The 22862-nt window shown below is 68.5% G+C and carries 19 protein-coding genes, 5 tRNA genes and 1 pseudogene; 16 read left to right on the forward strand and 9 right to left on the reverse strand.

Going from position 1 to position 22862, the window contains the following annotated elements; genetic code table 11:
- Positions 1–486 (forward strand): ISAs1 family transposase (locus tag KIP79_RS05210; protein WP_214103514.1); only part of this gene is annotated, 486 nt, incomplete at its 5' end.
- 907 nt (positions 487–1393) lie between these two features.
- On the opposite strand, the gene KIP79_RS05215 is transcribed toward KIP79_RS05210, so the two are convergent.
- Positions 1394–1468, reverse strand: a tRNA-Lys gene (locus KIP79_RS05215).
- Between the two features lie 70 nt (positions 1469–1538).
- Entirely contained in the window at positions 1539–2693 is a 1155-nt protein-coding gene (locus KIP79_RS05220; RefSeq protein WP_214103515.1) for an acyl-CoA dehydrogenase family protein, read from the reverse strand.
- An 85-nt stretch (positions 2694–2778) separates the two neighbouring features.
- Here KIP79_RS05220 and KIP79_RS05225 point away from each other — a divergent pair, with 85 nt between their 5' ends.
- Positions 2779–3192, forward strand: coding sequence for a PspC domain-containing protein (locus tag KIP79_RS05225; protein ID WP_214103516.1), 414 nt, complete (start codon positions 2779–2781; stop codon positions 3190–3192).
- A 10-nt stretch (positions 3193–3202) separates the two neighbouring features.
- Here KIP79_RS05225 and KIP79_RS05230 read toward each other — a convergent pair whose 3' ends face one another.
- The gene (locus tag KIP79_RS05230) at positions 3203–4489 is read right to left on the reverse strand and encodes an MFS transporter (RefSeq protein WP_214103517.1); all 1287 of its coding nucleotides are present in this window, start codon (positions 4487–4489) and stop codon (positions 3203–3205) included.
- A 94-nt stretch (positions 4490–4583) separates the two neighbouring features.
- Entirely contained in the window at positions 4584–4925 is a 342-nt protein-coding gene (locus KIP79_RS05235; RefSeq protein WP_214103518.1) for a metallopeptidase family protein, read from the reverse strand.
- 202 nt (positions 4926–5127) lie between these two features.
- Here KIP79_RS05235 and KIP79_RS05240 point away from each other — a divergent pair.
- The 7 genes and pseudogenes from KIP79_RS05240 to KIP79_RS05270 all read left to right on the forward strand — a co-directional run.
- Positions 5128–6150 (forward strand): annotated as a pseudogene (locus KIP79_RS05240) (metallophosphoesterase family protein); the annotation flags it as partial.
- A 437-nt stretch (positions 6151–6587) separates the two neighbouring features.
- A tRNA-Glu gene (locus KIP79_RS05245) sits at positions 6588–6660 on the forward strand.
- Positions 6661–6754: 94 nt separating this feature from the next.
- A tRNA-Asp gene (locus KIP79_RS05250) sits at positions 6755–6829 on the forward strand.
- Positions 6830–6848: 19 nt separating this feature from the next.
- Positions 6849–6922, forward strand: a tRNA-Phe gene (locus tag KIP79_RS05255).
- A gap of 155 nt (positions 6923–7077) precedes the next feature.
- Positions 7078–7368 (forward strand): DUF6247 family protein, encoded by a 291-nt coding sequence (locus KIP79_RS05260; protein ID WP_214103519.1) that lies wholly within the window; start codon positions 7078–7080, stop codon positions 7366–7368.
- On the forward strand, positions 7365–7610 hold the full coding sequence (locus tag KIP79_RS05265; protein WP_214103520.1) for a hypothetical protein: 246 nt from the start codon (positions 7365–7367) through the stop codon (positions 7608–7610). Before KIP79_RS05260 ends, KIP79_RS05265 begins: the two co-directional genes overlap by 4 nt.
- 71 nt (positions 7611–7681) lie before the next feature.
- Positions 7682–7743, forward strand: a tRNA-Ser gene (locus KIP79_RS05270).
- A gap of 142 nt (positions 7744–7885) precedes the next feature.
- On the opposite strand, the gene KIP79_RS05275 is transcribed toward KIP79_RS05270, so the two are convergent.
- Positions 7886–9202 (reverse strand): MATE family efflux transporter, encoded by a 1317-nt coding sequence (locus KIP79_RS05275; RefSeq protein WP_214103521.1) that lies wholly within the window; start codon positions 9200–9202, stop codon positions 7886–7888.
- A gap of 168 nt (positions 9203–9370) precedes the next feature.
- Between KIP79_RS05275 and KIP79_RS05280 the strand changes: the two genes are divergently transcribed.
- Positions 9371–9580: a hypothetical protein gene (locus KIP79_RS05280; protein ID WP_214103522.1), complete on the forward strand. Its 210-nt coding sequence runs from the start codon at positions 9371–9373 to the stop codon at positions 9578–9580.
- Between the two features lie 42 nt (positions 9581–9622).
- Here the strand turns inward: KIP79_RS05280 and KIP79_RS05285 are convergent, their stop codons facing one another.
- A complete protein-coding gene (locus KIP79_RS05285) occupies positions 9623–10159 on the reverse strand; it encodes a hypothetical protein (RefSeq protein WP_214103523.1) in 537 nt (178 codons plus the stop codon).
- 173 nt (positions 10160–10332) lie between these two features.
- Here KIP79_RS05285 and KIP79_RS05290 point away from each other — a divergent pair, with 173 nt between their 5' ends.
- Complete coding sequence (locus tag KIP79_RS05290) at positions 10333–11067, forward strand: DUF72 domain-containing protein (RefSeq protein ID WP_214103524.1); 735 nt, start codon at positions 10333–10335, stop codon at positions 11065–11067.
- 23 nt (positions 11068–11090) lie between these two features.
- On the opposite strand, the gene KIP79_RS05295 is transcribed toward KIP79_RS05290, so the two are convergent.
- Positions 11091–12344, reverse strand: coding sequence for a phytase (locus KIP79_RS05295; RefSeq protein WP_214103525.1), 1254 nt, complete (start codon positions 12342–12344; stop codon positions 11091–11093).
- 529 nt (positions 12345–12873) lie between these two features.
- Positions 12874–14565 (reverse strand): DUF6119 family protein, encoded by a 1692-nt coding sequence (locus KIP79_RS05300; RefSeq protein ID WP_214103526.1) that lies wholly within the window; start codon positions 14563–14565, stop codon positions 12874–12876.
- 185 nt (positions 14566–14750) lie between these two features.
- Between KIP79_RS05300 and KIP79_RS05305 the strand changes: the two genes are divergently transcribed.
- From KIP79_RS05305 to KIP79_RS05325, 5 genes are all read left to right on the forward strand, one after another.
- Positions 14751–15488 carry a hypothetical protein gene (locus KIP79_RS05305; RefSeq protein ID WP_214103748.1) on the forward strand — a complete coding sequence of 246 codons (738 nt, stop codon included), beginning with the start codon at positions 14751–14753 and terminating at the stop codon, positions 15486–15488.
- Between the two features lie 217 nt (positions 15489–15705).
- Positions 15706–16842, forward strand: coding sequence for a hypothetical protein (locus KIP79_RS05310; protein ID WP_214103527.1), 1137 nt, complete (start codon positions 15706–15708; stop codon positions 16840–16842).
- A complete protein-coding gene (locus tag KIP79_RS05315) occupies positions 16839–18275 on the forward strand; it encodes a hypothetical protein (protein WP_214103528.1) in 1437 nt (478 codons plus the stop codon). The genes KIP79_RS05310 and KIP79_RS05315 overlap by 4 nt, the downstream gene beginning before the upstream one ends.
- Positions 18272–19570, forward strand: a complete 1299-nt coding sequence (locus KIP79_RS05320) for an AAA family ATPase (RefSeq protein WP_308169578.1) — start codon at positions 18272–18274, stop codon at positions 19568–19570. Before KIP79_RS05315 ends, KIP79_RS05320 begins: the two co-directional genes overlap by 4 nt.
- A 73-nt stretch (positions 19571–19643) precedes the next feature.
- Positions 19644–20510 (forward strand): class I SAM-dependent methyltransferase, encoded by an 867-nt coding sequence (locus KIP79_RS05325; protein ID WP_214103529.1) that lies wholly within the window; start codon positions 19644–19646, stop codon positions 20508–20510.
- Here KIP79_RS05325 and KIP79_RS48900 read toward each other — a convergent pair.
- A complete protein-coding gene (locus tag KIP79_RS48900) occupies positions 20507–22852 on the reverse strand; it encodes an Ig-like domain-containing protein (RefSeq protein WP_214103530.1) in 2346 nt (781 codons plus the stop codon). The two genes, KIP79_RS05325 and KIP79_RS48900, sit on opposite strands and share 4 nt — an antisense overlap.
- Positions 22853–22862 lie beyond the last annotated feature (10 nt).

The following is a 22862-nucleotide window of genomic DNA, read 5'->3' on the forward strand; positions in this document are numbered from 1 at the left end:
GTGGCGCACGCGCTGACGGGAACCGATGCGATGTTCGCCGCGCGAACCGACACCACCGTTGATCGTGGTCATGGACGGACCGAGACGCGCGTCCTGCGGACGGCTTCCGCCGACGGGATCGACTTTCCCGGCGCCGCCCAGGTGCTCCGCATTGTCCGTTATCGCGGCGGTCTGGACGGCGCCCGCGCCAGTAAGGAAGTCGTGTTCGGTGTCACCAGCCTGCCGGAGGACCTGGCCGGTCCCGCTCACCTCAACCGGTACGTGCGGCTGCATTGGGGCGTGGAAAACCGCGGGCACTGGGTCCGGGACGTCACCTTCCGCGAGGACGCCAACCAGGCCAGAACCGGCCAGCTCCCGCACGTGATGGCCGCCATACGAAACCTCGTCATCGGCGCGTTCCGGCAGAAAGGCATCGCCAACATCGCTCATGCCCGTCGCCGCCACGCCTACGTCCCACACCGAATGCTGGTGCTGTTCTCGCTATGAGCAAATCCCTCAGATCAGCTCAGATCATCGATACGCCGGGGCCCTGGAGAACTCCCAGCTCAAGCCCTATGCGATGAGTTTTGAAGCGGTACAGGCGTATGGAGCCCTTCGTTGCAGACCTCGACGATCACATCCACAGCGTCCTGGTGGGCCTCTGAGCGGCGCCGACCGGAGCCTGTCGATGATCTCGACCAGCTCTACCAGGGAACTTACCTGCAAAGATGCTTCGGAAGACGACCACCTTGTTGGGTTCACCCTCGGATTCACGTTTCCTCCAGGCCGGTGGTGGGGAGGGTCCGCCGAAGCATCCCAAGCTTTGTCGCGACGGCATCGACACTGACAGTCATCGAGTTGAATGTGGCCGCTGCAAATCGCAACCGCAGTATCGGGAAACACCTGCTTGACGAGCTACGGAAAGGGCGATCGGAGCCGTTTGCGACCCTGATATCCGACCCGCAGGCGTCGGCGTTCGACACCCTTACGGCAAAGATCTCCCTGCGGGCGGCTGACACCATCACCTCACGATGCTGAGCCGGACGATTCTGGGTCTTCGAACTTGATCGGGAGGGCCGGTCGCCCGAGCGAGGAGTCCGATTCTCCGCGACGTGGAGCCGATGGTCGCGACTCTGGCCAAGCATCTGCTGGAAGGCTCGGAGGCGGAGACTCCCGGCCAACTTCTACGACCCACGATTCTTGACCACCGCATGGGGAAAGCCCGACCCAAACCCCTTCCGGGGCCTCGGTAGCCCGATCACGAACCGGCAATCCGGGCATTTTGCCGACCAGGATCGGCCGACCGTATGCCCACGTCGTGCCCATGAGCAACCAGCGAGCAACGTCTTGTGATCTCGCCTCGGCAACGAGACCCCAAATCGGGAGGAATCGGCAGGTCAAATTGGGGCAAAGGTGGTGGGGCGCCAGGGATTCGAACCCTGAACCTACGGATTAAAAGTCCGGAGCTCTGCCGTTGAGCTAGCACCCCTGTTGCAGGGTACAGCCGTTGGCCGGAGTACGGCGACCGGCTTTCCCTGTGATCAGGGTACCGGTAGGGGCTAGCGGTACGCGGGTAGACCCGTCAGTGCCTCGCCGAGGACCAGGGTGTGGATCTCCTGGGTGCCTTCGTAGGTGAGGACGGATTCCAGGTTGTTCATGTGGCGGATGACGGGATATTCCAAGGTCACGCCGTTGGCGCCGAGGATGGAGCGGGCCTGGCGGGCGATGTCGAGAGATGTCCGGACGTTGGCTAGCTTGCCGAAGCTGACCTGACGGGGGGTGAGTCGGCCTGCGTCCTTGAGGTGGCCGAGGTGGAGGGCGGTGAGGCCGGCCTGGCCGAGGCCGACTGCCATCCAGGCGAGTTTTTCCTGGGTGAGCTGGAAGGCTCCGATGGGCTTGCCGAACTGGACGCGGGTCTTCGCGTAGTCGAGGGCGGCTTCCAGGCAGGCTCGGCCCGCGCCCACGACGCCCCAGAGGATGCCGTATCGGGCTTCGGAGAGGCAGGAGAGGGGGCCCTTCAAGCCGGTGACTCCAGGAAGTACGGCATCCGCCGGCAGCCGTACGTCATCGAAATAGAGCGATGAGGTGACCGATGCCCTAAGGGAGAGCTTTCGGTGGATCTCAGGGGCGGTGAACCCCGGAGCGTCGGTTGGTACGACGAAGCCCCGGATGCCGGAATCGGTCTGGGCCCACACCACGGCCACGTCGGCGATGGAACCGTTGGTGATCCACATCTTGGCGCCGTTGAGCAGCCAGTCGCCGGACGGGTCCTGCTTCGCGTGGGTACGCATGCCGGCCGGGTCGGACCCCTGGTCGGGTTCGGTGAGGCCGAAGCAGCCGATCGCCTCCCCTGCGGCGAGCCGGGGCAGCCATTCGGTTTTCTGCTCCGCCGAGCCGTATTTCCAGATGGGGAACATGGCGAGGGAGCCCTGAACCGAGACGAAGGACCGCAGACCGGAGTCGCCGGCTTCGAGTTCGCGGCAGGCCACTCCGTACGAGATCGCGTCCACCCCCGCGCAGCCGTACCCGGACAGATGCATGCCGAGCATGCCGAGTGAGCCCAGGGCGGGAGCGAGTTCGGCGGCGGGGAAGGTGCCTTCTTCGAACCATTCGGCGACATTGGGGAGGACATGTTCACCGACGAAACCCTGAGCCGTGTCCCTGACCAGACGCTGGTCGGGGGTGAGCTGGTCGTCCAGGTTCAGAAGGTCCATGGGGTCAGGGTATCCGGGGGTCGTCGGGGTCGGACCAGGGGGAATCCCGATGTGCTGATGTCCGCGGAAAGGGCACGCTTTACTTATGAACGAGATGATGACCAACGGTTCAGTCAAGCAGCTCCGCCGTACCAGGAACGGCAAAGTCATCGCCGGGGTTTGCTCCGGCGTCGGGGAGTACGTGGGGATCGACCCCAACATCCTCCGGGTCGGTCTGGCGATCGCGTCGCTCTTCGGCGGCCTGGGCGTCGGCATCTACGCCGTGGCCTGGCTCCTGATTCCGGCCGATGACCGCAACGCGTCGATCGTCCAGGACCTGATCGACAAGAACAAGGACAACCCGGTCTGGCTGGACGCCAAGTCCAAGGCCGAGAAGGGCTGGGCGAAGGCCACCAACCACCAGGGCGGCAACTCCTACCAGTACCCGCGGCCGACCAGCGACCCCTACGCCCACCACCCCTACGCGCAGCAGCCCAAGAACGACAAGCCGGCCGTCTGAACCAGCAAGATCAGGCGGCACGAACCTTGGCGATGATCTCTGAACGGGACTCGGTCCAGGCCATGGCCAGCACGGCCGCCACGGTCAGCCCCGCCCCTCCGGCCAGGGCGACCACTGGCTCCGGACCGAGTTCCTGGGCGAGCGCGCCCCCGATCAGGATGCCCACCCCCTGCGCGGCCAGCAGGCCGGACTGGACCAGCCCGAACGCCTGCCCCCGCTGGGTCGACGGCACGCACTGCACGAAGGCGGCATTGGCCGCGAGCTGATAGGCCCCACCCACCCCCGACAACACCCACAGGATGAGCACGACCTCCAGCGGTGGCCGCATCGCGCAGAGGATCAACGGCGCGCAGGTGAGCATGGACATCCACCCCATCGCGCGAAGCCGTCCCGATGGTGTGACAAATCTGCTGAAAAGGAAGGCTCCGAGCACGGTTCCGGTTGGCATCGCCGCCATCAGCAGACCGCTGATCACCGGCACCGGAATGCGGGCGTCCTTCAGCTCCACCGCGTACGGCACCGCGAGGCCCTCGGGGAGCACATAGAAACCGCATAGCCAGGCGAAGAGGACCAGCGTCCGCAGGCGACGGTCGCCGAAGACCAGGCGGGCACCGGCCCGGGTCATGGTCCACATCGAGGGGAGGTTCCCCTCGGAGCGGGTGGGGGCCGGGCGGCGCCGTACCCCCGCGAGCAGGATGAGGCCGGATGCCAGGAATGTCGCGCAGTCCAGAGCCAGCGCCCGGTACGGCCCCAGGCCCGCGATCACCGCGCCTCCCGCGGCGAAGCCGAGCATCTGGACGGCCTGGTTCGTCATGTTCTGTATGGCCGAGCCCACAACGTACCGATCCCCTTCCAGGATTTCCGGGAGGAGCGCGGCCCGCGCGGCCGAGAACGGCGCGCTGAGCAGGACGACCAGGAAGACCAGTACGCAGAGCACCGGGAACGGGACGCCGGGCACGGCCATGATGGCGACCAGACCGGCCCGGATCAGGTCGCAGAGCAGCATCACGCGACGGCGGGGGAACCGGTCGGCCAGCCCGGCCAGCAGCGGGCCGCCGATGATCGGCGGCAGGTAGGTCAGCGCGTAGACGGCGGCGGTGGCCAGCGGCGACTGGGTGCGGTTGTAGACCAGGACGGCCAGCGCGACCTGGGCGAGTTGGTCGCCGAGAAGTGACATGCCCTGGCCGAGCCACAATGCCCGGAATTCCGGGATCGCGATGACCTCGCCGTAGGTCGCTTGGCGTTCGGGCGGACGGCGGTGTTTGCCCGGCAGCCGGTCGGGCTTGGTAGCCGCCATCTCTCTCCGCTGAGCTTGCAGGACTGCACCTGACAGACCGTGTTCAGTATGTCACCTACAGTGCCTACCTCGCTCGCGAATTGCAACCCTGCGACTACCATCCGAGTTCATGGAGTCGGTGATCGTCGATCCCAAAATGGTGCGCGATCTCGTGAACCACGGTGATCTGCACCTCGGCTACCACATCCTCCTCGGTGTCACATATCTCCAATGTCGGATTGCGGTAGATCTCGATGCGATCGGGGAGTACGCCGGAGTACCAGTCTCCGCGTTCGGTGAGGGGTATGCCGGTGTAAAGACCGAGGAGTCCCTCCTCCGGCGGGTCGTCGACGACCACGACGACCACATTGTCCATGACTTTTGCCAGTTCGGGCGGGATCGTGTCCAGCGCTTCGGCCACGAGCTCCTCGAACCTGTTCCGCGAGACCTCGATCACAATGCCAAATCTACTTGCCCGTCATTTTCGGGTAGACATGAAGGACGTGAAGCTCTCGAAACTGAAGGAGACCGCCGCCGGCTTCGCCAGAGGCCGCACGGCGCGGGTCCTGACGATCGTCGCGGTCGCCCTGGCCGGCGCGTGGCTGGGGCTGGCCTTCGGCGCGTCCGTGCAGACGCCCGTCGGCCCCGCGGAGATCGGGATGACCCTGCAGCCGTCCTGGAGCGGCGAGACGGTGGTCGACGTCCGGCCCCTGGGAACGCTCCGATTCGACAGCCACCACGGCCCGGTACGGCTCGGCCTGAGCATCGAGGCGGTGCATCCCGACGCCGCCCAGCAGATCCTGGAGAACCCGCGCTGGGCCGACCGCCTCCCCCAGACCATCGAGAACGATCTGGTCGCGGGCCTGCGCGAGCTGGTGATCCGTGCCCTGATCTGCGCGTTCGTCGGCGGCCTGGTGACCGGGCTGATCGTCTTCCGGCGCGTCTCGCGGTCGCTCTGGACCGGCGCCGGCGCGCTGGTGGCCGTCATCGCGCTCGGTGTCTCCTCCGCGCTGACCTTCAACCCGAGTTCGGTCTCCGAACCGAGATACACCGGTTTGCTGACCGGTGTCCCCTCGTTGGTCGGCAACGCCCAGTCGATCGTGACGAAGTTCTCCGAGTACCGCGGCCAGCTGGCCAAACTCGTGACCAACGTCTCCCGCCTGTACGAAGCCGGCTCCACTCTGCCGATCTACGACCCCGACCCCGACACGATCCGCGTGCTGCACGTCTCCGACCTGCACATCAACCTCGGCGCGTGGAACGTGATCCGGGCCCTCACCGAGCAGTTCAAGATCAATATGATCATCGACACCGGGGACATCAGCGACCACGGCACCGCCGCCGAGAACAAGTTCGTGGAGGAGATCGGCCAGCTGGGCGTGCCGTACGTGTACGTGCGGGGCAACCACGACTCCCGCGAGACCCAGCGCGCGGTCGCCCGCCAGAAGAACGCGATCGTCCTGGACGGCACCTGGGCCGAGGTCAAGGGCCTGCGCATCTATGGCGTGGGCGACCCACGCTTCACCCCGGACAAATCCGTGACAGACGATTCGGACCCCGCCAAACTCACCGAACTTGGCAAAACCCACGCGGTACGGCTGGCGCCTCCCGAATGGCCGCGGAGTTCCTCCACCTCGGGGCCCGACACGATCCCCGCCGACATCGTCGCCGTGCACGATCCGACCGTCGGGCGGGGTTTCAGCGGTTCTGTGGCGCTCGTCCTGGCAGGTCACACCCACGCGCGGCAGACCGAGTTGCTGCCCACCGGGACCCGGATCCTCGTCCAGGGGTCGACCGGGGCGGCTGGGCTGCGCGGGCTCGAACACGACGAGCCGACGCCGTACCAGGCCTCTGTTCTGTACTTCAGCAAGGACACCCATCGGCTGCAGGCCTGGGACGACATCACTGTGGGAGGTATCGGGGAGCAGTGGATCCAGTGTGAGCGTCATATCGAGGGGGACCCAGGTCGTACAATTTTCCCGGAGCCAGCGAACGCCCCGAGTCCCTCGGGAACGGTCTCTGACACCCCGTCGCCAATCGCTTTGGCATGGAGGGCTCGCGTCCCCTATGCTTCAGAGGTCTCCGACGGAAGACGGCATGGACAGGGAGAAATCTCTGAGCCCCCATCGTCTAGCGGCCTAGGACACCGCCCTTTCAAGGCGGCGGCACGGGTTCGAATCCCGTTGGGGGCACGGGCTTGGCAGGGAAAGGGCAGGTCGAAGACCTCCCCGGAACTGGTAAGCTAAACGAGCAGAACAACACGGAAGCCTAGCTTCCGGACATAGAGGTCCTGTAGAGCAGTTTGGAGTGCTCGCCACCCTGTCAAGGTGGAGGTCGCGGGTTCAAGTCCCGTCAGGACCGCTCCGACGCCAGTCGTCGAGGTCAGGTAGCTCAGTTGGTACGAGCGACCGCCTGAAAAGCGGTAGGTCGGCGGTTCGACCCCGCCCCTGACCACTCGTGATTGACCTGGTAAAACGCCCTGAGACGATGTTCGTCTTGGGGCGTTTTGATATCCGTGGACGCAACCCTCAGATCTGCTCACCGCATGCTGTTTGGAGACTCAAGCGAAGCGGGGTTGTGGCTGGGCTCCACCAGGTAGCCTCGAAGCTATGACTGCGGAGCCACTGCACACCACTAGAGATGATCCGGCCGAGATCTTGCGCGCCCTGCCCGCGAAGTGGCATGAGCAGTTCATGAGTGAGTATCACGCGGCGCTGGACGCGGCGCATGAGGTGTGGCGATTCAAGCAGCTCCGGGAAGTTCTGCACCGGTGGCGGCTCCACGCGATCGCTGTATCCAACCCGGACTTCGACCGTGCTGAGCAGGACGTGCGTGATGGCCGGCGGGAGGGATTCGTCTCGATGGACGACGCCTTTCCGGGCTGGGCCGCCCGCCAGTGAGCTACCGGGTCGAACTCCATCCGGCAGCGCTTGAGCAGATGAAGGGGCTTCCGAGCCAGGCATTCGACGCCTTGCTCTCCAGGACTGCCGATCTTCTGGAGGAGCCGTGGGACGCGCGATACCTGTACCCGGGCGAGACGGAGTATCGACAGACGACGTTCGGCGGTGCCGGGATCATGTATTTCAAGGTCGACGAGACCCAAAAGCTGATCACGATTTTCAACGTGACATGGGCGGGATGACAGCAACATCGGCCGCCGATGGCACACTCAGACAGTCGTCCAGAACCCGCTGACCTGGGTAACCAGACCCCGGCTAGTGCGATTGCACCGCCTGAAAAGCGGTAGGTCGGCGGTTCGACCCCGCCCCTGGCCACCCACAATTGACCTGCTAAAACGCCCTGGGACGATGTTCGTCTTGGGGTGTTTTGATCCTCATTGATAGCAACGTCGCCTGTCGCCGCTTTGAAGCTTCTGCGGTCCGGGTGCTGATGTCCTCCCTGAGCTTTGTGAGCAGATTATCGAAGGGTGCCGAGTACCGCCCAGCGGCCGGAACGCAGTCTGGCCAGGACTGCGATCAGGCGAATCATTAGGAAGGCCGATAATCCCGACCAAATCCCTACGAGTCCCCAGTCGAACTTGAGGGACGCCCACACCACCGGCAGGAAGCCCAGCGTGGCCGCGCACAGGGTCGCCGAGCGCATGTACGCCGCGTCCCCGGCGCCCAGCAGCACGCCGTCCAGGGCGAACACGACACCGCCGATCGGCTGTAGCGCGACGAAGAACCACCATGCGCCGGGTATCTCCGCGAGCACCACCGCATCGGTGGTGAACGCGTACGGCAGGACGCCGGCCAGCGCCGCGAACACCGCGCCGAGTAGCGCACCGAAGACGAGGCCGCAGCCGGTCACCTGCCAGGCCAGGCGGCGCGCCCGCTCCCCGTCGTTCGCACCGAGTGCCGCCCCGACCAGTGCCTGGGCCGCGATGGCCAGCGCGTCCAGTACGTAGGCCAGGAACATCCAGAGCCGGAACACCACTTGGTGGGCCCCGGCCACGGGGGCGGAGGTGTGGGCGGCCACAACGGTCGCCGACACCCAGCACGCCTGGAAGGCGAGCCCGAGCAGTACCAGGTCGCGGGCCAGGCCGAGCTGGGCACGGATGGCGGCCGGGGCCGGCGCGAGCGGCACCTTCTCGACCAGTAGTGCCCGTACGAACAGGCCCGCGGCGACCAACTGCGCGACCACGTTGGCGACGGCCGACCCGCTGAGGCCCCAGCCGAGCCCGTACACCAGGACCGGGCAGAGCACTGCGGAGATTCCGTTGCCGATGAGCATGAAGCGCAACGGCCGCCACATGTCCTGCACACCGCGCATCCAACCGTTGCCTGCCATGGCGATCAGGATCATCGGGGCGCCGAGCAGGGCGATTCGCAGCCATTCCACCGCGCTGGCGGCGACCTGCTCGTCACCGGCCAGCGCCCGGGCGATCGGGGCGGCGAGCAACTGCCCGGCTATGACCAACACCAGGCCCACGAGCAGGCCGAGCCAGGTCGCCTGCACGCCCACGGCGACGGCGTCGGCCCGCCGTCCGCCGCCGTGCAGCCGGGCCGTACGTGCGGTCGTGCCGGAGGACAGGAACGTCATCTGAGTGGCGATCTGCGCCAGCACGATGGAAGCGACCGAGAACGCGGCCAGCGGCACCGCGCCGAGATGGCCGACCACGGCCGTGTCCACGAGCAGGTAGAGCGGCTCGGCGGTCAGGACGCCAAGCGCGGGCACGGCAAGCGAGAAGAGCTCACGCAGCGTGGACCTTGCCCGGTCGGCGTGCTCCGCCATGCACCCCTCCGGTAAGGAGCCAAGCGAACTTTCACTAATGACGCCAAAGCCTAGCCGTAAGGAGTGGTAGGGCACAATGCCTCTTACATGCACCTGTCCAGAAGCACGAACCGTGGGCAGGCACGTCGCCAGCTTGGGGCACATCTGAGCGACTGCCAGAATTCTGATGTGAGCCGGACCGATAACACGATGCCGTTACGCATTCAGGAGCAGGACGGCCGCCGCTACAGACACGACGTGGGCGGGTCCTACCAGGGCATTGGCGAAGACACGAACATCGCTGAGCGGAAGGCCCGGCAGCGCGTGCGACTGACTTTGCTGCAGGGCGAGGAACCGGAGCCGACGAGGCATCGCCACTGCGAGAAGTGGCGCTATTGAGAATATGAAGAAGCGCCACCTTCGATCACGTCAAGCGCAGGGTTACCACTCGCAGACGTAGCTTGCCCTGGCGCCCTGCCACTCCCAGGTGATGCCGCTGTCCTCGTCCGGTACGGAGCCGTTGAAAGGATCCGGGTCCTGGAGCGGAGGATCGACGTAGACGGTCTGGGTGCCCCAAGGCCGCTCCACCTGTAGCGGGATCGGCCATTTGTCGCCGGGAATGTTGTTGCAGTCGGTGACCTCGTAGACGAACTCGAGGTCTGCTGTGTCGCCGGGGCGCAGGGTGATGGGTGGGCGGGTGCCCTCGATCCTGAGTAATCGCATGAAGGAGCTGCTCCGGCCGGCGTCCACAATGGTGATGGACGTCCAGGCCTCGTTTCTGACGCCGAACCGGATGGAGACAGTTCGGGTGGCGCTGTCGCTCGAACCGCTGCTGCCCTCCAGTGAGATCGTCTGGAAACGGGCGTTGATCAAACCGGAGGTCGCCAGGACCGCGACCGCCACCAGTGCGAGCACGGTGACGAGCGCCGCGACCACGATCCACCGCACCCGTCGTTTCGAAGGCTCGGTCTCTGCCACGACACCCACCGCTCCTTGGCTCGCACTGTGATCGTCATTGGCGAACATGTCATACGGGCGTGTGGTTGACCATGTGATGTCCATGGTGCGACCAGCGACGGCGGCTTTGGTCAGCCGCGGTTCTTGGCTGTGGTCATATCCGGCGCGCTGGGTCGCGGGGATAGGCTGGGAACATGTTCGTCGGCACGTCAGGCTGGCAGTACGACGACTGGCGGGGGGTGCTTTATCCGCCCGGCTGCGCGCAGAAGCGGTGGCTGGAGCGGTATGGCGAGTGCTTCCAGACGGTGGAGAACAACGGGACCTTTTACCGGCTGCCGGCCAGGGAGACGTTTGAGAGCTGGCGGGATCGTACGCCTGACGACTTCGTGATGGCGATCAAGGCCAGCCGGTATCTGACGCATGTGCGGAAGCTCAGGGAACCTGCTGAGCCGGTTGGGCGGTTGATGGGGGCCGCGGCTGGGCTGGGGGGCAAGCTTGGGCCTGTTCTGGTGCAGTTGCCGCCGACCATGCAGGCCGATCCGGGGTTGCTGGCCGAATGTCTGGGCTGTTTCCCCGATGGGGTACGGATTGCTGTTGAGCCGCGGCATGCCTCCTGGTGGTCGGATGAGACGGAGGAAGTGCTGGCCAAGCATGGGGCCGCGCTCTGCTGGAGTGATCGGCTGGGGCGGCCTCTGACGCCTCTGTGGCGTACCGCTGACTGGGGTTACCTGCGGCTCCATGAGGGTGGGTCGGCGCACTACCCGTCGTATGGCGACACCGCGCTGCGGTCGTGGGTGCGCCGGGTGGGGGATCTGGATGAGGTCTACGTCTACTTCAACAATGACGCGACCGGTGCAGCGGTCCGCGACGCCGTACGGTTCGCCGAGTTGGCGGAGGCCGCTGGGCACGTGGTCAGCAGGACGCCGTGACTCCCGTTCGGTAGCTGGGCCCGTCAGCTTCTGGTGTTGACGATCAGGCCCGCGTGGCGGGCCAGTTCGTCCCAGCGGATCAGGGCGAAGGAGTTGCCTGTTGTCCGGGCGGCCAGCATGCCCTTGGCGTACGGGGAACCCAGGGAGAGGTTGGTGATCGCCAGGCTGCCTGTGGCTGGGACGGAGGCGATGCGGAAGCGGCCCGCGTACGCGATGGGCTGGCGGGTGTAGACGGCGAAGCGGCCGTCGCCTGGGGTGGCGGCGATCAGGTAGCCGGTGGTGCCGGGGGCTCGGTAGAGCGCGAGGGCGCCCACGTCGTTGAGGCGGTCGCTGCCCTCGCCCATGCCGCAGGTGCCGTCGGGGTTGGGTGGGGCGCCGAATTGGGCGACGACATCGATGAGGGTGGGTTCGCCGGTCAGGTCGGGGTTGATGCGCCAGATGCCGACGCCTCGCTGGGAGATGAACACGGCTGATGCGTCGGACGTCAGGCCCGCGATGGGGGTGGGGCCGCAGGGGGTCCACGGGGTCAGGTCGTGGGTGACGAAGTCGGTGGGGAGGTCGATGGTGCGGATGACCTCGAAGGCGACCTTTCTGTCCGTTGCGGGGGTTAGGCGGACCAGTGCCAGGCGGGTTGCGGACTCCTGGGCCACGACGGCGTAGACGCCGGTGGGGTCCTGCCAGACTGTCACGTCGCGTGGGGATCCGTCGGGGAAGATGGTCGGGGCGTCCGGGGCTGTGACCTCCTGGACGAGGGGTTGGCCGTAGCTGGCGGCCACTGGGCGGAAGGCCAGGGCGCGTAGTCTGCCGGTCGCGCCGTCGCTGACCACTGCGATGTCGTTGGTCCATTGCGGGTCGAAGCGGAAGCGGTAGTGGATGTCGACGCCGGTCAGGCGGGATTCTGGGCCCTGAAGGCGGAGGAAACGGCGGCCTGCCAGGTTGTACGCGGCGATGCCGCCATCCTCGGCTGCTCCCAGGACGACGCTCTTGCGGCGGTCGGTGGGGTGGCGCCAGATCGCTACGCCGGCGGGTGTTCCTGCGGTGACCTTTGCCAGTCCATTAGGGCGGACGTAGACCAAGGCCTGGGACTGGGGCTGGGGTTTCGGTTTCGGCTGGGGGGCCGGAGTGGGCGGGGACGGCTGCTCCGGGGTGGGCACGATGACGACATCGACCTCGGGATCCGAGAGCAACGCGTTCCCGGGCAACTCCGCTGTGGTGGAAACCACCATCGCCACAGCGACAGCCGCCAACACGGCCCCGACGACCGGCAGCCTTCTCACAGCCAACACTCCATTTTCGTCGGGATCTGGGCTAATACCCCGCCCATCCAAAGAACACAGGGCGGCCGATCATCGCGAAACGCAGCGAACCCCAGCTGAACACCACAACAACAACCCCGCCAACAACGGTGAAGACCACGAAGTATCCACACCGCGGAACTCCCACTCCCTTACGACCAGTGGTTCCACCGCTCCCACAGGGAGATTGACTGCCATGGACCCACCCAGCCCTTTGCTGACTTCCCGTCAGACCCGGCTCCCGCCGGGGCGGCTGCTTACCGCCACCCGCACGGAAGAACTGGTTGCCGTGGAACTCCCCGCCCTCTTCAACCTTCTGTCACGGACCCAGCCGCCGGGACCGGTCGGCCACCACGTCCCCCGAAATAGGCACGGCCAGGGACAACCACCGAATTGGGTTGGCAGGTGGGGAGCCTTGCCGCGATTGAGTGGTGATTAGGTCGAGCATCAGCAGTCCGCGTGACCTTTGGTCCGGATGCGGCCCTGCCGGGGGCTGTCGTGGTCCTCCCAGTTACCAGTCGCCCTTGAAGCTCTGGCCGATGGTGTGCGCGGCACGGGCGCTGTTCGTGGCTCTGATGCCTATCACTTCGACCTCGATGCCGTACGTCTTCAGTAAGCGGGCGGCGTTGGCGAGGGCGACGCGGGCCAGGGGGAACAGGGAATCAGGGGTGAGGAGTGCGCCGGTTTTGAGGTGGATCGCGTAGATGACTTTGTGAGGGCGGAAGGTTGGGGGGACTTTGCGGCGGCCGTGGGTGGCTGACTGGACGAGGGAGCGGAAGCGGTTGAGGGCCTCGTCGGAGTGGAGGAGGGCTTGGGCGGAGGCGACGCCCTGGTGGAAGAGGTGGCTGAGGGTGCTGGCGCTGCGGGCGAACTTGACGTGGATGAGGGTGTTGTCGGGGGCGAGGATGTCGCAGGCTTCGAAGCCGTTTCCGGTGTGGAAGGTGGTGCGGATGAGGTGGCGGTCCAGGCACAGGTAGCCGTCGCGGACGTCTGAGACGTAGGTGTTGTAGGACTGCTCGTCCTGGCCGGGGTGGACGAGTGGGAGGTCGACCGAGGGACGTGGGACGAAGAGGGGAATGATCTCGGTCAGCTTGGTGTCCAGGTAGCCGGCGTCGATCTCGTACCAGTCGCCGTCGAGGAGGAAGTAGCGGCGGCCGTCGAGGGTGAGCACGACCTCCAGCCATTTGATGGCCGCCGAGCCGCCGACCTCAAGGGTGCCTTCGGGGTCGCGGTACATCTTGACTTTGCCCTTGCGCAGGGCCTCCACCCGCCGGCCGGGGCTCTGGAGGCGGGCGCGGAGGCGGATGTGGTCGGCGTCGAACTCGGTGAGGCGCTGGCACGCGGTGCCGATTTTCACGTCGAATCGGCAGGCCTGGGCGTACCCGGGGAGGCAGTCGGCGGGCACGGCGCAGACCAGGTCGATCGGGTCGTCGGTGCGGCCGAGTGCGTCGTCGAGGGCGGCGTCCAGGCGGCGGGTGCGGGCGCTGTCCATGACGGGGCGGATGTGGTCGACGAATTCCAGCGACGGATGCGGCGGGTCCTCCGCGCAGACGCGGGCGATCTCGCGGATGTCGGCGACGAGGTGGTCGGGCCGTACGCCGAAGCGCATGGTGAGCCCGACGCCTGCCTCCAGGCGGACCGGGCGGTCGTCGGCGGCGGAGAAGGTGACCTTCAGTTCCCGTGAGCGGCCGCCCATGCGGCGGATCACTTCGGCCTGCTCCTCGATGCCGAGGGCCCAGATCGGTAGCCCAGAAGGGACGAGGGTCAGGTCGCTGCGGCCACGGGCGCCGATGCGCCGCCGGGCCACGTCCTGGACGTACTCGGGATCGAGGCGGCGCACGGCGAAGCGGATGCCGAACCCGTGGTCCTTGCAGTCGTCGGGGATGAGCCAGTGGCCCTGGCCGTACCCGATCGCGTAGACCTGACCGTCGACGACCAGCATGAGCAGCCCGAAGGAGCGGCGCTCGTCGTAGGTGACGGCCAGGCCGGTGGTCGTCGAGGCGTCCTCGCACCAACCCGCCAACGGTACGTCGTGGTGGCCGGCGACCCACAGCGCGGGCGCTCCGGCGACGGTCAACTCCACCGGAGTGGCCCGCAGGGCGGTGAGTCTGTCGAGGTCCAGGGCGGTCAGCATCCCGTACGGCGTGGGTGGGATGCCGGTGAGCCGGTAGATGGTCAGGTCTCGGGTTCTGGCTCTGGTCATGGCGGGGCTCCTACTCGCGGTCAGGAGGGCAGGCAGGCATACGGACGAGGCCGTGCGCGGAAGGTCACGATGGCCGTCACTCAGGCCACGTGAGTCACGTCAGAACGTAACAGTGGAAAATAGTGGATGCAAGTGGAATAGCTTGGCTTACCGTGGGGCTGTTGGTAGGCTGCCGAAACGTGAACATGGATGGGCTGGAGGAGCGGATGTTGACGCTGCGGCGTCAGATACGCGCCGCGGCAGCCGCGAACGACCACGTCCGAGTGCGGTCGCTCCGGGCCGAGCTTCGCGAAGTCGAGCGACGCTGGGAGGAGATCCTTGAGCCGCCGACGCTGCGCCGGCCCCCGGTGCGGGAACATGTCCACCAAGTCCTGACCCTGCTCGGCACGCCGTCGGCCGCCAAGCTCATCGTCACCGTGGACGAGGCGTTCTTCGCGGGGCTGCTGAGCAACACCCAACTCACCAGCCTGCGCCGGGACGAGGAGAAGTCGTTTCGGGCCTCCCCCAACGCCCGGCCCTACTACCTGTGCGCGGCCCTGACCACCGAGCGGCTCTCCCCCGTGCGCGGTCTGCTCGCCGTCAGCACCTGGCCGCTGCCGCAGCGGATGATCGGGCCGCTCAGCCCCCGGGTGGACTTTCTCCTCGCCACGATCCGGATCGCCGACCACGTGCGGCGGATCGAGCCTTCGGCCGTCGCGCTGCGCCTGCTCACGCAGTTGGCGCAGAACGTCCCCGGCGCGACAGAGGGCTACGGGCCGGCCGATCCGGCGGCCGTCGCCGCCGCCGCCCGGGCCGAGCTCGACGTGCACCAGGAGAAGGACCGGCGGCAGCGCGCGGAGGCCGCCCAGCGCGCGGCCGAGCAGTTGCCGGAGGTCAAGCAGCTGTTCGGCGCGGGCCTGCGAACGGCGGCGAGGAGCGCATGAGCGGGCTCAACACCACGGCGGTGAGGAGCAAATGAGCAAGCTCGACACCCCACGCGAGTCAAGCAGGCTCGACACCACAGCGGTGAAAAGCAAATGAGCAAGCTCGACACCCCACGCGAGTCAAGCAGGCTCGACACCACAGCGGTGAAAAGCAAATGAGCAGGCTCGACACCCCACGCGGGCCAAGCAGGCTCGACACCACAGCGGCGAGGAGCGCATGAGCGGGCTCGACACCTGGCGCGGGCCAAACCGGCTCGATGCCCTGCGCGGGCCGAGTAAGCCCGTGGACCACAATGCGCGCAGTATCGCCGCGCTGGCCGCGAATCCGGCCTGTCAACGCCGCGCCATCCTGGACGCCGCCGGCATCGACAAGGGCAGCACCATCCAGCATCTCGGCTACCCGCACCAGTTCGGTCAGTCGCCGTTCGCGCTGGCCCGCCAGGAACAGTTCAAGGCGATCGTCAAAGCGCACGGCGGCGCGCACATCCTGCGGCTGCTGCGTGAGCTGCTGCATCTCTCCGTCGAGGAGGCCGGGTACCACAACGTCGAGGACGCCGCCGACGACAACGGACGGGCAGTGCGGCACCGCCACACCAGAACGGTGCTGCGGTCGGCGGCCGAGCAGCCGGAGCACGCGGCGACGCTGTTCGACGACCCCCTGCTCAAGCTCAACGTGGCGGGCTACGACGTCTACCTGGAGCCCGACGTCATCGCCTTCCAGGTGGGCCGCCAGTTCCACGTGGTGGCGATCAAAACCTTCGCCGTGGTGGACGGGCAGGCCGACACCCCCAAGGTGTCCGCTGCCGCCCGCGAGGCCGCCGTGTACGTGCACGCGCTGCGCGAGCTGTTCAGTTCGCTCGGCCTCGACCCGGCCCGGGTGGCCCACGACGTGGTCCTGATCTGCCCCAAGGACTTCATGAACTTCCCCACGGCGGCCCTCGTCGACGTGCGCCACCCGCTGGAGGTGCTCCGCCGACAGCTGGAGCGCCTGTCCCGGATCGACGACATCCTCGATGAGCTGCCCCCGGGCCTCAGCCTCGACCTGCGGATGGAGGGAAAGACGCCGACCCGCCCGGCCGCCGAACTCGCCGCAGCCGTCTCGGCCCTTGAGGCCCGGTACGCTCCCGAGTGCCTGGCCGTCTGCGAAATGGCCTACTTCTGCCGCGCGGAGGCACGGGCGTGCGGCTCGCTGGAGGCCCTCGGCCGGACCGTCCGCGACGACCTCGGCGGTCTCGAGTCCATCGACACGGCGATCCACCTCATCTCCGGCGACCCCGTCTGCTCACCCGAGCAGGACGCGATCGCCACCCGGCTCCAGTACCTGCGGCGGCTCCATGACGAGGCGGTCGCATGAGTCTTCTGCGCTCCTACCTGAAGGTGGCGGCGGTGCGCGACGGCCGGGCCCAGCGTGCCACGACCGTGCGCCACGTCCATCTCGCGGACGCGCCACTGGTGTTCGTCCCGCTGCGGTTGGCCGGGGAGGCGGCGGCCCCGCTCGCCGCGATGGTCGGCGACGACCGGGCCCACCCGCACCTGCTGGTGGTCACCAATCCCCGGAACCGGGATGAGCGCTTCGCCTTCATGGCCGAGCTCGCCGAGGTGGTGGTTTCTTATATCGAGCGATTCACCACCCAGGTGGAAATGTCTGACACCAGGACCCCGTACGAGCGGTGCCTGGACGCGCCGCAGATCCTGGTCCCCAACCCGGCCGGGGTCGCCTTCACCCGCCTGCTCGGCCGGTCCACCCGGTTCCGCAAGATCGAGGGCCCGCACGCGGTCCCGCCGCGCGTGCCGTTGCTCGGCCGGTGGCTGACCTTCCTGCACGATCGCAGCGAGTTCGCCGACTCGGCGATGCTGCTCGCCATGACCGGCCTGCTCAGCGAGCACTGGGTGACCGGTCAAAGCGCCGCCGAGGACGCGAAGCTTTCCACGCAGCTCGCGTGGATCGATCCACCGCACGGATTGACGGGCGCCGAGGCCGCGGTACAGGCCGAGGATCCGCTGCGGTCGCCGCCGGCCGGTCCCGACACCGACCCCGGCTTCGACCACGCCGTGTTGCAGCCCCTGATCGGCGGATACGGCGTCACCGCCCAACTCCGGGAGGCGCTGCACGAGCAGCTCGAACCCACCTGGAACGACATGTGGCAGGCCGTCGACCTGCTCCGTCCCCTGCCGGAGGGGGCCAGCGTCGCCGCCCGCTGGGAACGCGACCGCGCCGCGCTGGCCTGGCACCAGAGGTGGCTCACCGACGGAGGTCTGCCGCAGGGCCGCCTGGACAGCGCGGTCGCGGCGGCGCGGCGGCTGGCCACGCTGGAGGCCGCCCAGCAGAGCTACGAGGCCAATCGCGCCTTCGACGATCCGCTGGTGATGGCCGACTACCGGGCCGCGGGCGTCGCCTTCGCCGGCCGGGTCATCGCGGTCGAAGCCGACCGGAAGATCACACCACCGGGTGGGAAGCGGGCGGTCCTGCGGCCGCTCGTCAGCGTACGGACCGACGACTCGGTCCGGCTTTCCCCGGGGACGCGGCTGTTGTCACCGGCCCGGCCCAAGCAGAAGGCCCATCTGGAGTCCGTCGAGGGCGATGTCGCGGTGCTGCAGCTGAACGGCGGTCTGGGCAAGGGCACCACCCTGCCGGGCGTGGGGGAGATCATCTGCTACGCCGACCTCGACCCCGAGGGTCACCGCCATCCGTCGCTGCCCGACCTCGCCGACACCCCGTGGACCCACGGCGGGCCCCCCGCCGAGTACGTGCCGACCGACGAGGACGCGCAGGAGGTCTGGTCGTGACACCGCAGCAGCAGGCGGGGGCCGCCACCGCCGGCATCCTCGCCGACTACTCCAGCGGAAGCCACCGCGGCCTGGTCGTCGACTCCCCGCCGGGGGCGGGCAAGACCACCCTGGTCGCCGCCACCACCACGGAGCTCGCGCGGGCCGGGGAACGGCTGATGATCGTCGCCCAGACCAACGAGCAGGTCGACGACCTCGTCGACAAGCTGGCCGGCAAGTCCCCCGGGCTGGCCATCGGCCGCCTGCACGCCGAAGGCTTCCAGCCGCCGCCCCGCGTCACCCGCCACGCCAACGTGATCGCGCACAACAAGATCGAGACCGTCGAGCAGTGCCAGGTCGTCGTGGCCACCGCCGACAAGTGGGCGTACGTCAAGGGACGCACCTGGGAGTGGGCGATCGTGGACGAGGCCTACCAGATGCGCTCGGACAAGCTGCTCGCCGTGGCGCCGCTGTTCGCCGACGGGCACGCCCTGTTCGTCGGCGACCCCGGCCAGCTCGACCCGTTCTCCGTGATCGACAGCGAACGGTGGACCGGGCTCGCCTGGGATCCGCTGCAGAGCGCCGTCGCGGTCACCCAGCGCACCAACGACCTCAAGGTGCACCAGCTGCCCGTCTCCTGGCGCCTGCCCGCCACCGCCGCTCCGATCGTCTCGCGCGCCTTCTACCCGGCGGGTGGCTTCGCCGCCGGCACGGGCGACGGCGATCGCCGGCTGGAATTCGCCGTCAGCGGCCTGAACAGCCCGTGGGACGCCACCCTCGAACACGCGGCGGCCACCGGCTGGGCGCTGCACGAGCTGCCCAACCGCTACACCGTGCGCACCGACCCGGACGTGGCCGAGGCGTGCGCCGGCCTCGCCCGCCGCGTGGTCGAACGCGGCACCCTCGCCCACGACGAGCAGGGCTCGCACCGCGTCGACCCGCACCGCGTCGCCGTCGGCTGCGCCCACAACGACCAGGTCACCGCCGTCCGCGCGGCCGGCGTGCCCGAGGGCGTCACGGTGGACACCGCCAACCGGCTCCAAGGCCGTGAGTACGACGTCACCATCGTCTGGCACCCGCTCTCCGGCCGCCGCGACGCCACCGCCTTCCACCTGGAATCCGGGCGCCTGTGCGTGCTGACCTCCCGCCACCGGCACGCCTGCGTCGTGGTCGCCCGCGCCGGCATCGCCGACCTGCTCGACCAGCATCCGCCGAGCTCCCGCGTCCAGCTCAACGTCCCGATCAAGTTTCCGGACGGCTGGGCGGCCAACCACGCGGTCCTCGCCCATCTCGCCGAACACCGCGTCCGCGTCTGACCCATCATCGCTGTTCTCCCGCTGTTCGTCGGCGGGAAGGGCGATGTTGGCGGGGTCTCGCTAGGAATCCAGCATGAGTACCGCTGAGGAGACTCCGGTCATCGGGCCGGGTCGGTTGAGTTTGTCGGCCGCGCGGCATCCGAATGGGTTCTGGTACGTGGTCGGGCTGGGGATGGGGCTGGCCAACGCCGTACGGCACCGGCGGACGGGGTATCGGCGGCCGAGGCCGTACACGACGGAAGAGGTCACGCGGAGTGTGAACTACGTGGTGGCGGTGGTCGATCGCTGGGAGGAGGACGGGGTTCGGAGTTGGCGGGGGATGCGGGTTCTGGAGTTGGGGCCGGGGCCCGATCTGGGGACGGGGGCGGTGATTCTGGCTCGGGGGGCCGCGTCGTACACGGCGGTGGATCTTTTTCCGCTGGCGGGGGACGCGGGGGCGCGGTACTACGAGGCGCTGGGTGAGCGGCTGGGCGGGCCGGTGGATCTGGGGCGGCTGGGCTATCACGTGACCGCCTACCCCGGGATGCCTGGGGTGGACGGGCCGTTCGACGTGGTGGTCAGCAGTGCCGCGCTGGAGCATTTCGAGGACGTGCCGGGGACGTTCGCGCGGCTGGCGGAGTTGGCGGCGCCCGGGGCGACGATGGTGCATCACGTGGACGGCATGGTGCACATGCGGGGAATCCGGCCGCGCGACCCGCTGAACCTGCTGCGCTACTCGGACTGGACGTACCGGCGGATGAGCTTCCCCGGGGTGCCCAACCGCCTGCGGGCCGACGACTACCTGGCCGCGGCCGAGGCGGCGGGCTGGCGGGCGCGCATCGTGCCGGGCCGTACCGCGCCGGACTCCTACCTCGATCGGGTACGGCCCGGGCTGGCCAGGCCCTACCGGAACCGGAAGGACCTGGCCGCGTTGACCTTCAGCGTGGCCGGGGAGCGTTAACGACGGCCCCAGGCGGTCGCCACCGTAGCCGGGTCCGCGTACGTGGCGCCGCGGGCCTGGTTGAGGGCGGTGGTGAAGTCGGCGGCGCAGTAGGACTCGCCGTCGCTGGTCCAGTGGGTGCGCCAGTCGGCGCCGGTGCAGTCCCACTGGGTGCCGGTGCCGCCGAGGCGCTTGCCGCGCAGCAGCTTGTAGAACTGCAGGATGCGCCACTGGCCGGGGACGCCGGAGAGCATCGCCGCCAGCTGGTCCGGCGGGGTGTAGCGGGTGCCGATGGCCGCGCCGAGCACCGGAACCCAGTGGTAGCAGGTGAGGGCGGGGTCGTTGCACCAGTTGCCGGCCAGGCCCAGGACGCTCACGAAGTACGGCGAGGCGACCTGTTCGCGCAGGTTGACCCCGTACCCGTAGGTGCGGCCGTAGGCGAAGCAGGTGGCCACCGGGTCGAGCTGGACCGACGTGGTGGGCGGGCTGCCCGCGTAGCCGGGGTACAGGAACAGGCCCCAGGCGCGGTGGTGGCCGTGGGCGGCGAAGGCGTCGAGGGAACCGCAGGTCTCGGCGCGCAGCGTCGCCGGGGACGGCTGGGGTTGCCCGGCCGGCGGAGTGAGGTTGAGGTAGTTGGCGCTGTGGCTGACGAAGCTCCAGCCGTACTCGTCGCGGAGGCGTTCGGTCTCCGGCCAGGTGGCGTAGTCGGCCAGGGTGGCGTCGCAGAAGTTCTCGTCGGCGTAGCGGACCACGATGGAGCCCGTCACCGGGATGCCGCGGTTGCGCAGGTCGTCGGCGAGGTCGCCGAAGAGCGGCACGGAACCGCGCCGGAACCGGCAGTTCTGGTCGACCGCGCCGAGCTGGGAGCGGCTGGCCAGCAGGGTGACGTACCCGGGCCCGGCACCGCTGCCCCGGCTGAACGGCACGCTGGCGACGGTGGTCAGTCCCCGATCGTCCACGGCTTCAGCACGAAGGGTGAAATTTCCGTACGAGGGCGGGGTCCAGGTCGCCGACCAGGTACGCGTGCCCGTTGCCCGGAAGGTGGTGAAGGGCCCCCAGGCGCCGGTGGCAGGCTGCCAGTACTGGCTGGTGTCCCGATTGAAGACGGAGAGCCGGACCTCGGCGACCGCGGTGTCGTCGGACGCCGTGCCGGTGAAGGTGATCGTACCCGCGCCGTACCCCTTGCCGAGCACCGGCGCGGTGATCGTGACCTCCGGGGCGAACGCCGCCGAATCGGGCTCGCCGACCGTGAACGGGATCCGGGAGTAGGCCGGGTCCTCCTGGCCCGCGGCGTCGATGGCGGTGAACTCGGCCTGGTAGCTGCCGGGGCCGGGCGGCGTCCAGGCCCAGGTCCAGCCGGTACGGGTGAACAGCTGCTGCCCGTTGGCCACCAGCGCCTTGCCGCCGTCCCGCGGACCGGTCAGGGTCACGGTACGCCGCTGGTAGGCGCCCCAGGTTCCGTCGGTTCGGAGCCACTTGCCGGTGGCACGGTCGAGCAGGGCCACCGCGACCGAGGCGACGCCCCGCGCGTCGTCGGCGACGCCCTCCCATTTCACCGGCCCGCCGCCGGGGAAGGCCCGGCGGGTGGTGGTGACGGTGGTGGCGGGTACGGCGCCGTCGGCGAAGAAGGTCCGGCTGATGTCGCGGGTGGCACCGGAGCCGTCCCGGACCTTGACCGCGAAGGTGTACTGGCCGTCCTCCTGCGGGGTCCACCGGAAGGTCCAGGTGAAGGTGCCGGAACCGGCGAAGGGGGTGGCCTGGAGGGCCTCGTAGTTCGCGTCCCAGGTGCCGTTGGGGTGCCACCACTGCTGGGTGCCGACGTTGCGCACCGCCACCCGCACGTCGGTGACCGCCACGTCGTCGACGGCCAGGCCGCGCAGCACGACCTCCCGGCCCCGGGACACGATGGCGTCCTTGGCCGGCTCGGCGATGGCCGCGTTCGGCTGCGCCTCGACGGCGGCGGGCAGCTCGGTCACGGTGAACCGCCGGTACGGCAGCGCGGGGTCGGTGCCGCCGTCGGCCGCCGTGGCGACGGCCTGGACCAGGTAGTCGCCCGGCTCACCGCCCGGCCAGGTGTAGCTCCAGGTCCCGCCCGGGCCGACCGGCACGCTCTGCGCGCTGTACTCCCCCCAGCCGTCCGGCCGCCACCAGAGCTTGCCCACCCGGTCCTGAATACCGACCCGGACGGAGACCGCCCCGGTCGCGGTGCCGCCGACGGTGACGGGCGCGCGCGAGTACAGCGTCCCCTCCCCCGGGGTGGCGATCTGCGCGGCGGGGGCCGCCGCGGCGGTCCCCGCGAACGGTGGGATCACGAGGACCGATGCGCCCAGCAGGACGGCGACGGCCAGCCGTCGGAAGTTCATGATTCCGGTG

Origin of the sequence: Acrocarpospora catenulata (assembly GCF_018476525.1) — a bacterium.
Classification (GTDB): domain Bacteria; phylum Actinomycetota; class Actinomycetes; order Streptosporangiales; family Streptosporangiaceae; genus Acrocarpospora; species Acrocarpospora catenulata.

Excerpts from the sequence above, each read along its gene's own strand:
- KIP79_RS05275 (WP_214103521.1), bottom strand. The coding sequence starts at position 9,202 with ATGGCGGAGCACGCCGACCGGGCAAGGTCCACGCTGCGTGAGCTCTTC.
- KIP79_RS05315 (WP_214103528.1), top strand. The coding sequence starts at position 16,839 with ATGAGTCTTCTGCGCTCCTACCTGAAGGTGGCGGCGGTGCGCGACGGC.
- KIP79_RS05220 (WP_214103515.1), bottom strand. The coding sequence starts at position 2,693 with ATGGACCTTCTGAACCTGGACGACCAGCTCACCCCCGACCAGCGTCTG.
- KIP79_RS05260 (WP_214103519.1), top strand. The coding sequence starts at position 7,078 with ATGACTGCGGAGCCACTGCACACCACTAGAGATGATCCGGCCGAGATC.
- KIP79_RS05300 (WP_214103526.1), bottom strand. The coding sequence starts at position 14,565 with ATGACCAGAGCCAGAACCCGAGACCTGACCATCTACCGGCTCACCGGC.
- KIP79_RS05290 (WP_214103524.1), top strand. The coding sequence starts at position 10,333 with ATGTTCGTCGGCACGTCAGGCTGGCAGTACGACGACTGGCGGGGGGTG.
- KIP79_RS05230 (WP_214103517.1), bottom strand. The coding sequence starts at position 4,489 with ATGGCGGCTACCAAGCCCGACCGGCTGCCGGGCAAACACCGCCGTCCG.
- KIP79_RS48900 (WP_214103530.1), bottom strand. The coding sequence starts at position 22,852 with ATGAACTTCCGACGGCTGGCCGTCGCCGTCCTGCTGGGCGCATCGGTC.
- KIP79_RS05305 (WP_214103748.1), top strand. The coding sequence starts at position 14,751 with ATGGATGGGCTGGAGGAGCGGATGTTGACGCTGCGGCGTCAGATACGC.
- KIP79_RS05225 (WP_214103516.1), top strand. The coding sequence starts at position 2,779 with ATGAACGAGATGATGACCAACGGTTCAGTCAAGCAGCTCCGCCGTACC.
- KIP79_RS05325 (WP_214103529.1), top strand. The coding sequence starts at position 19,644 with ATGAGTACCGCTGAGGAGACTCCGGTCATCGGGCCGGGTCGGTTGAGT.
- KIP79_RS05310 (WP_214103527.1), top strand. The coding sequence starts at position 15,706 with ATGAGCGGGCTCGACACCTGGCGCGGGCCAAACCGGCTCGATGCCCTG.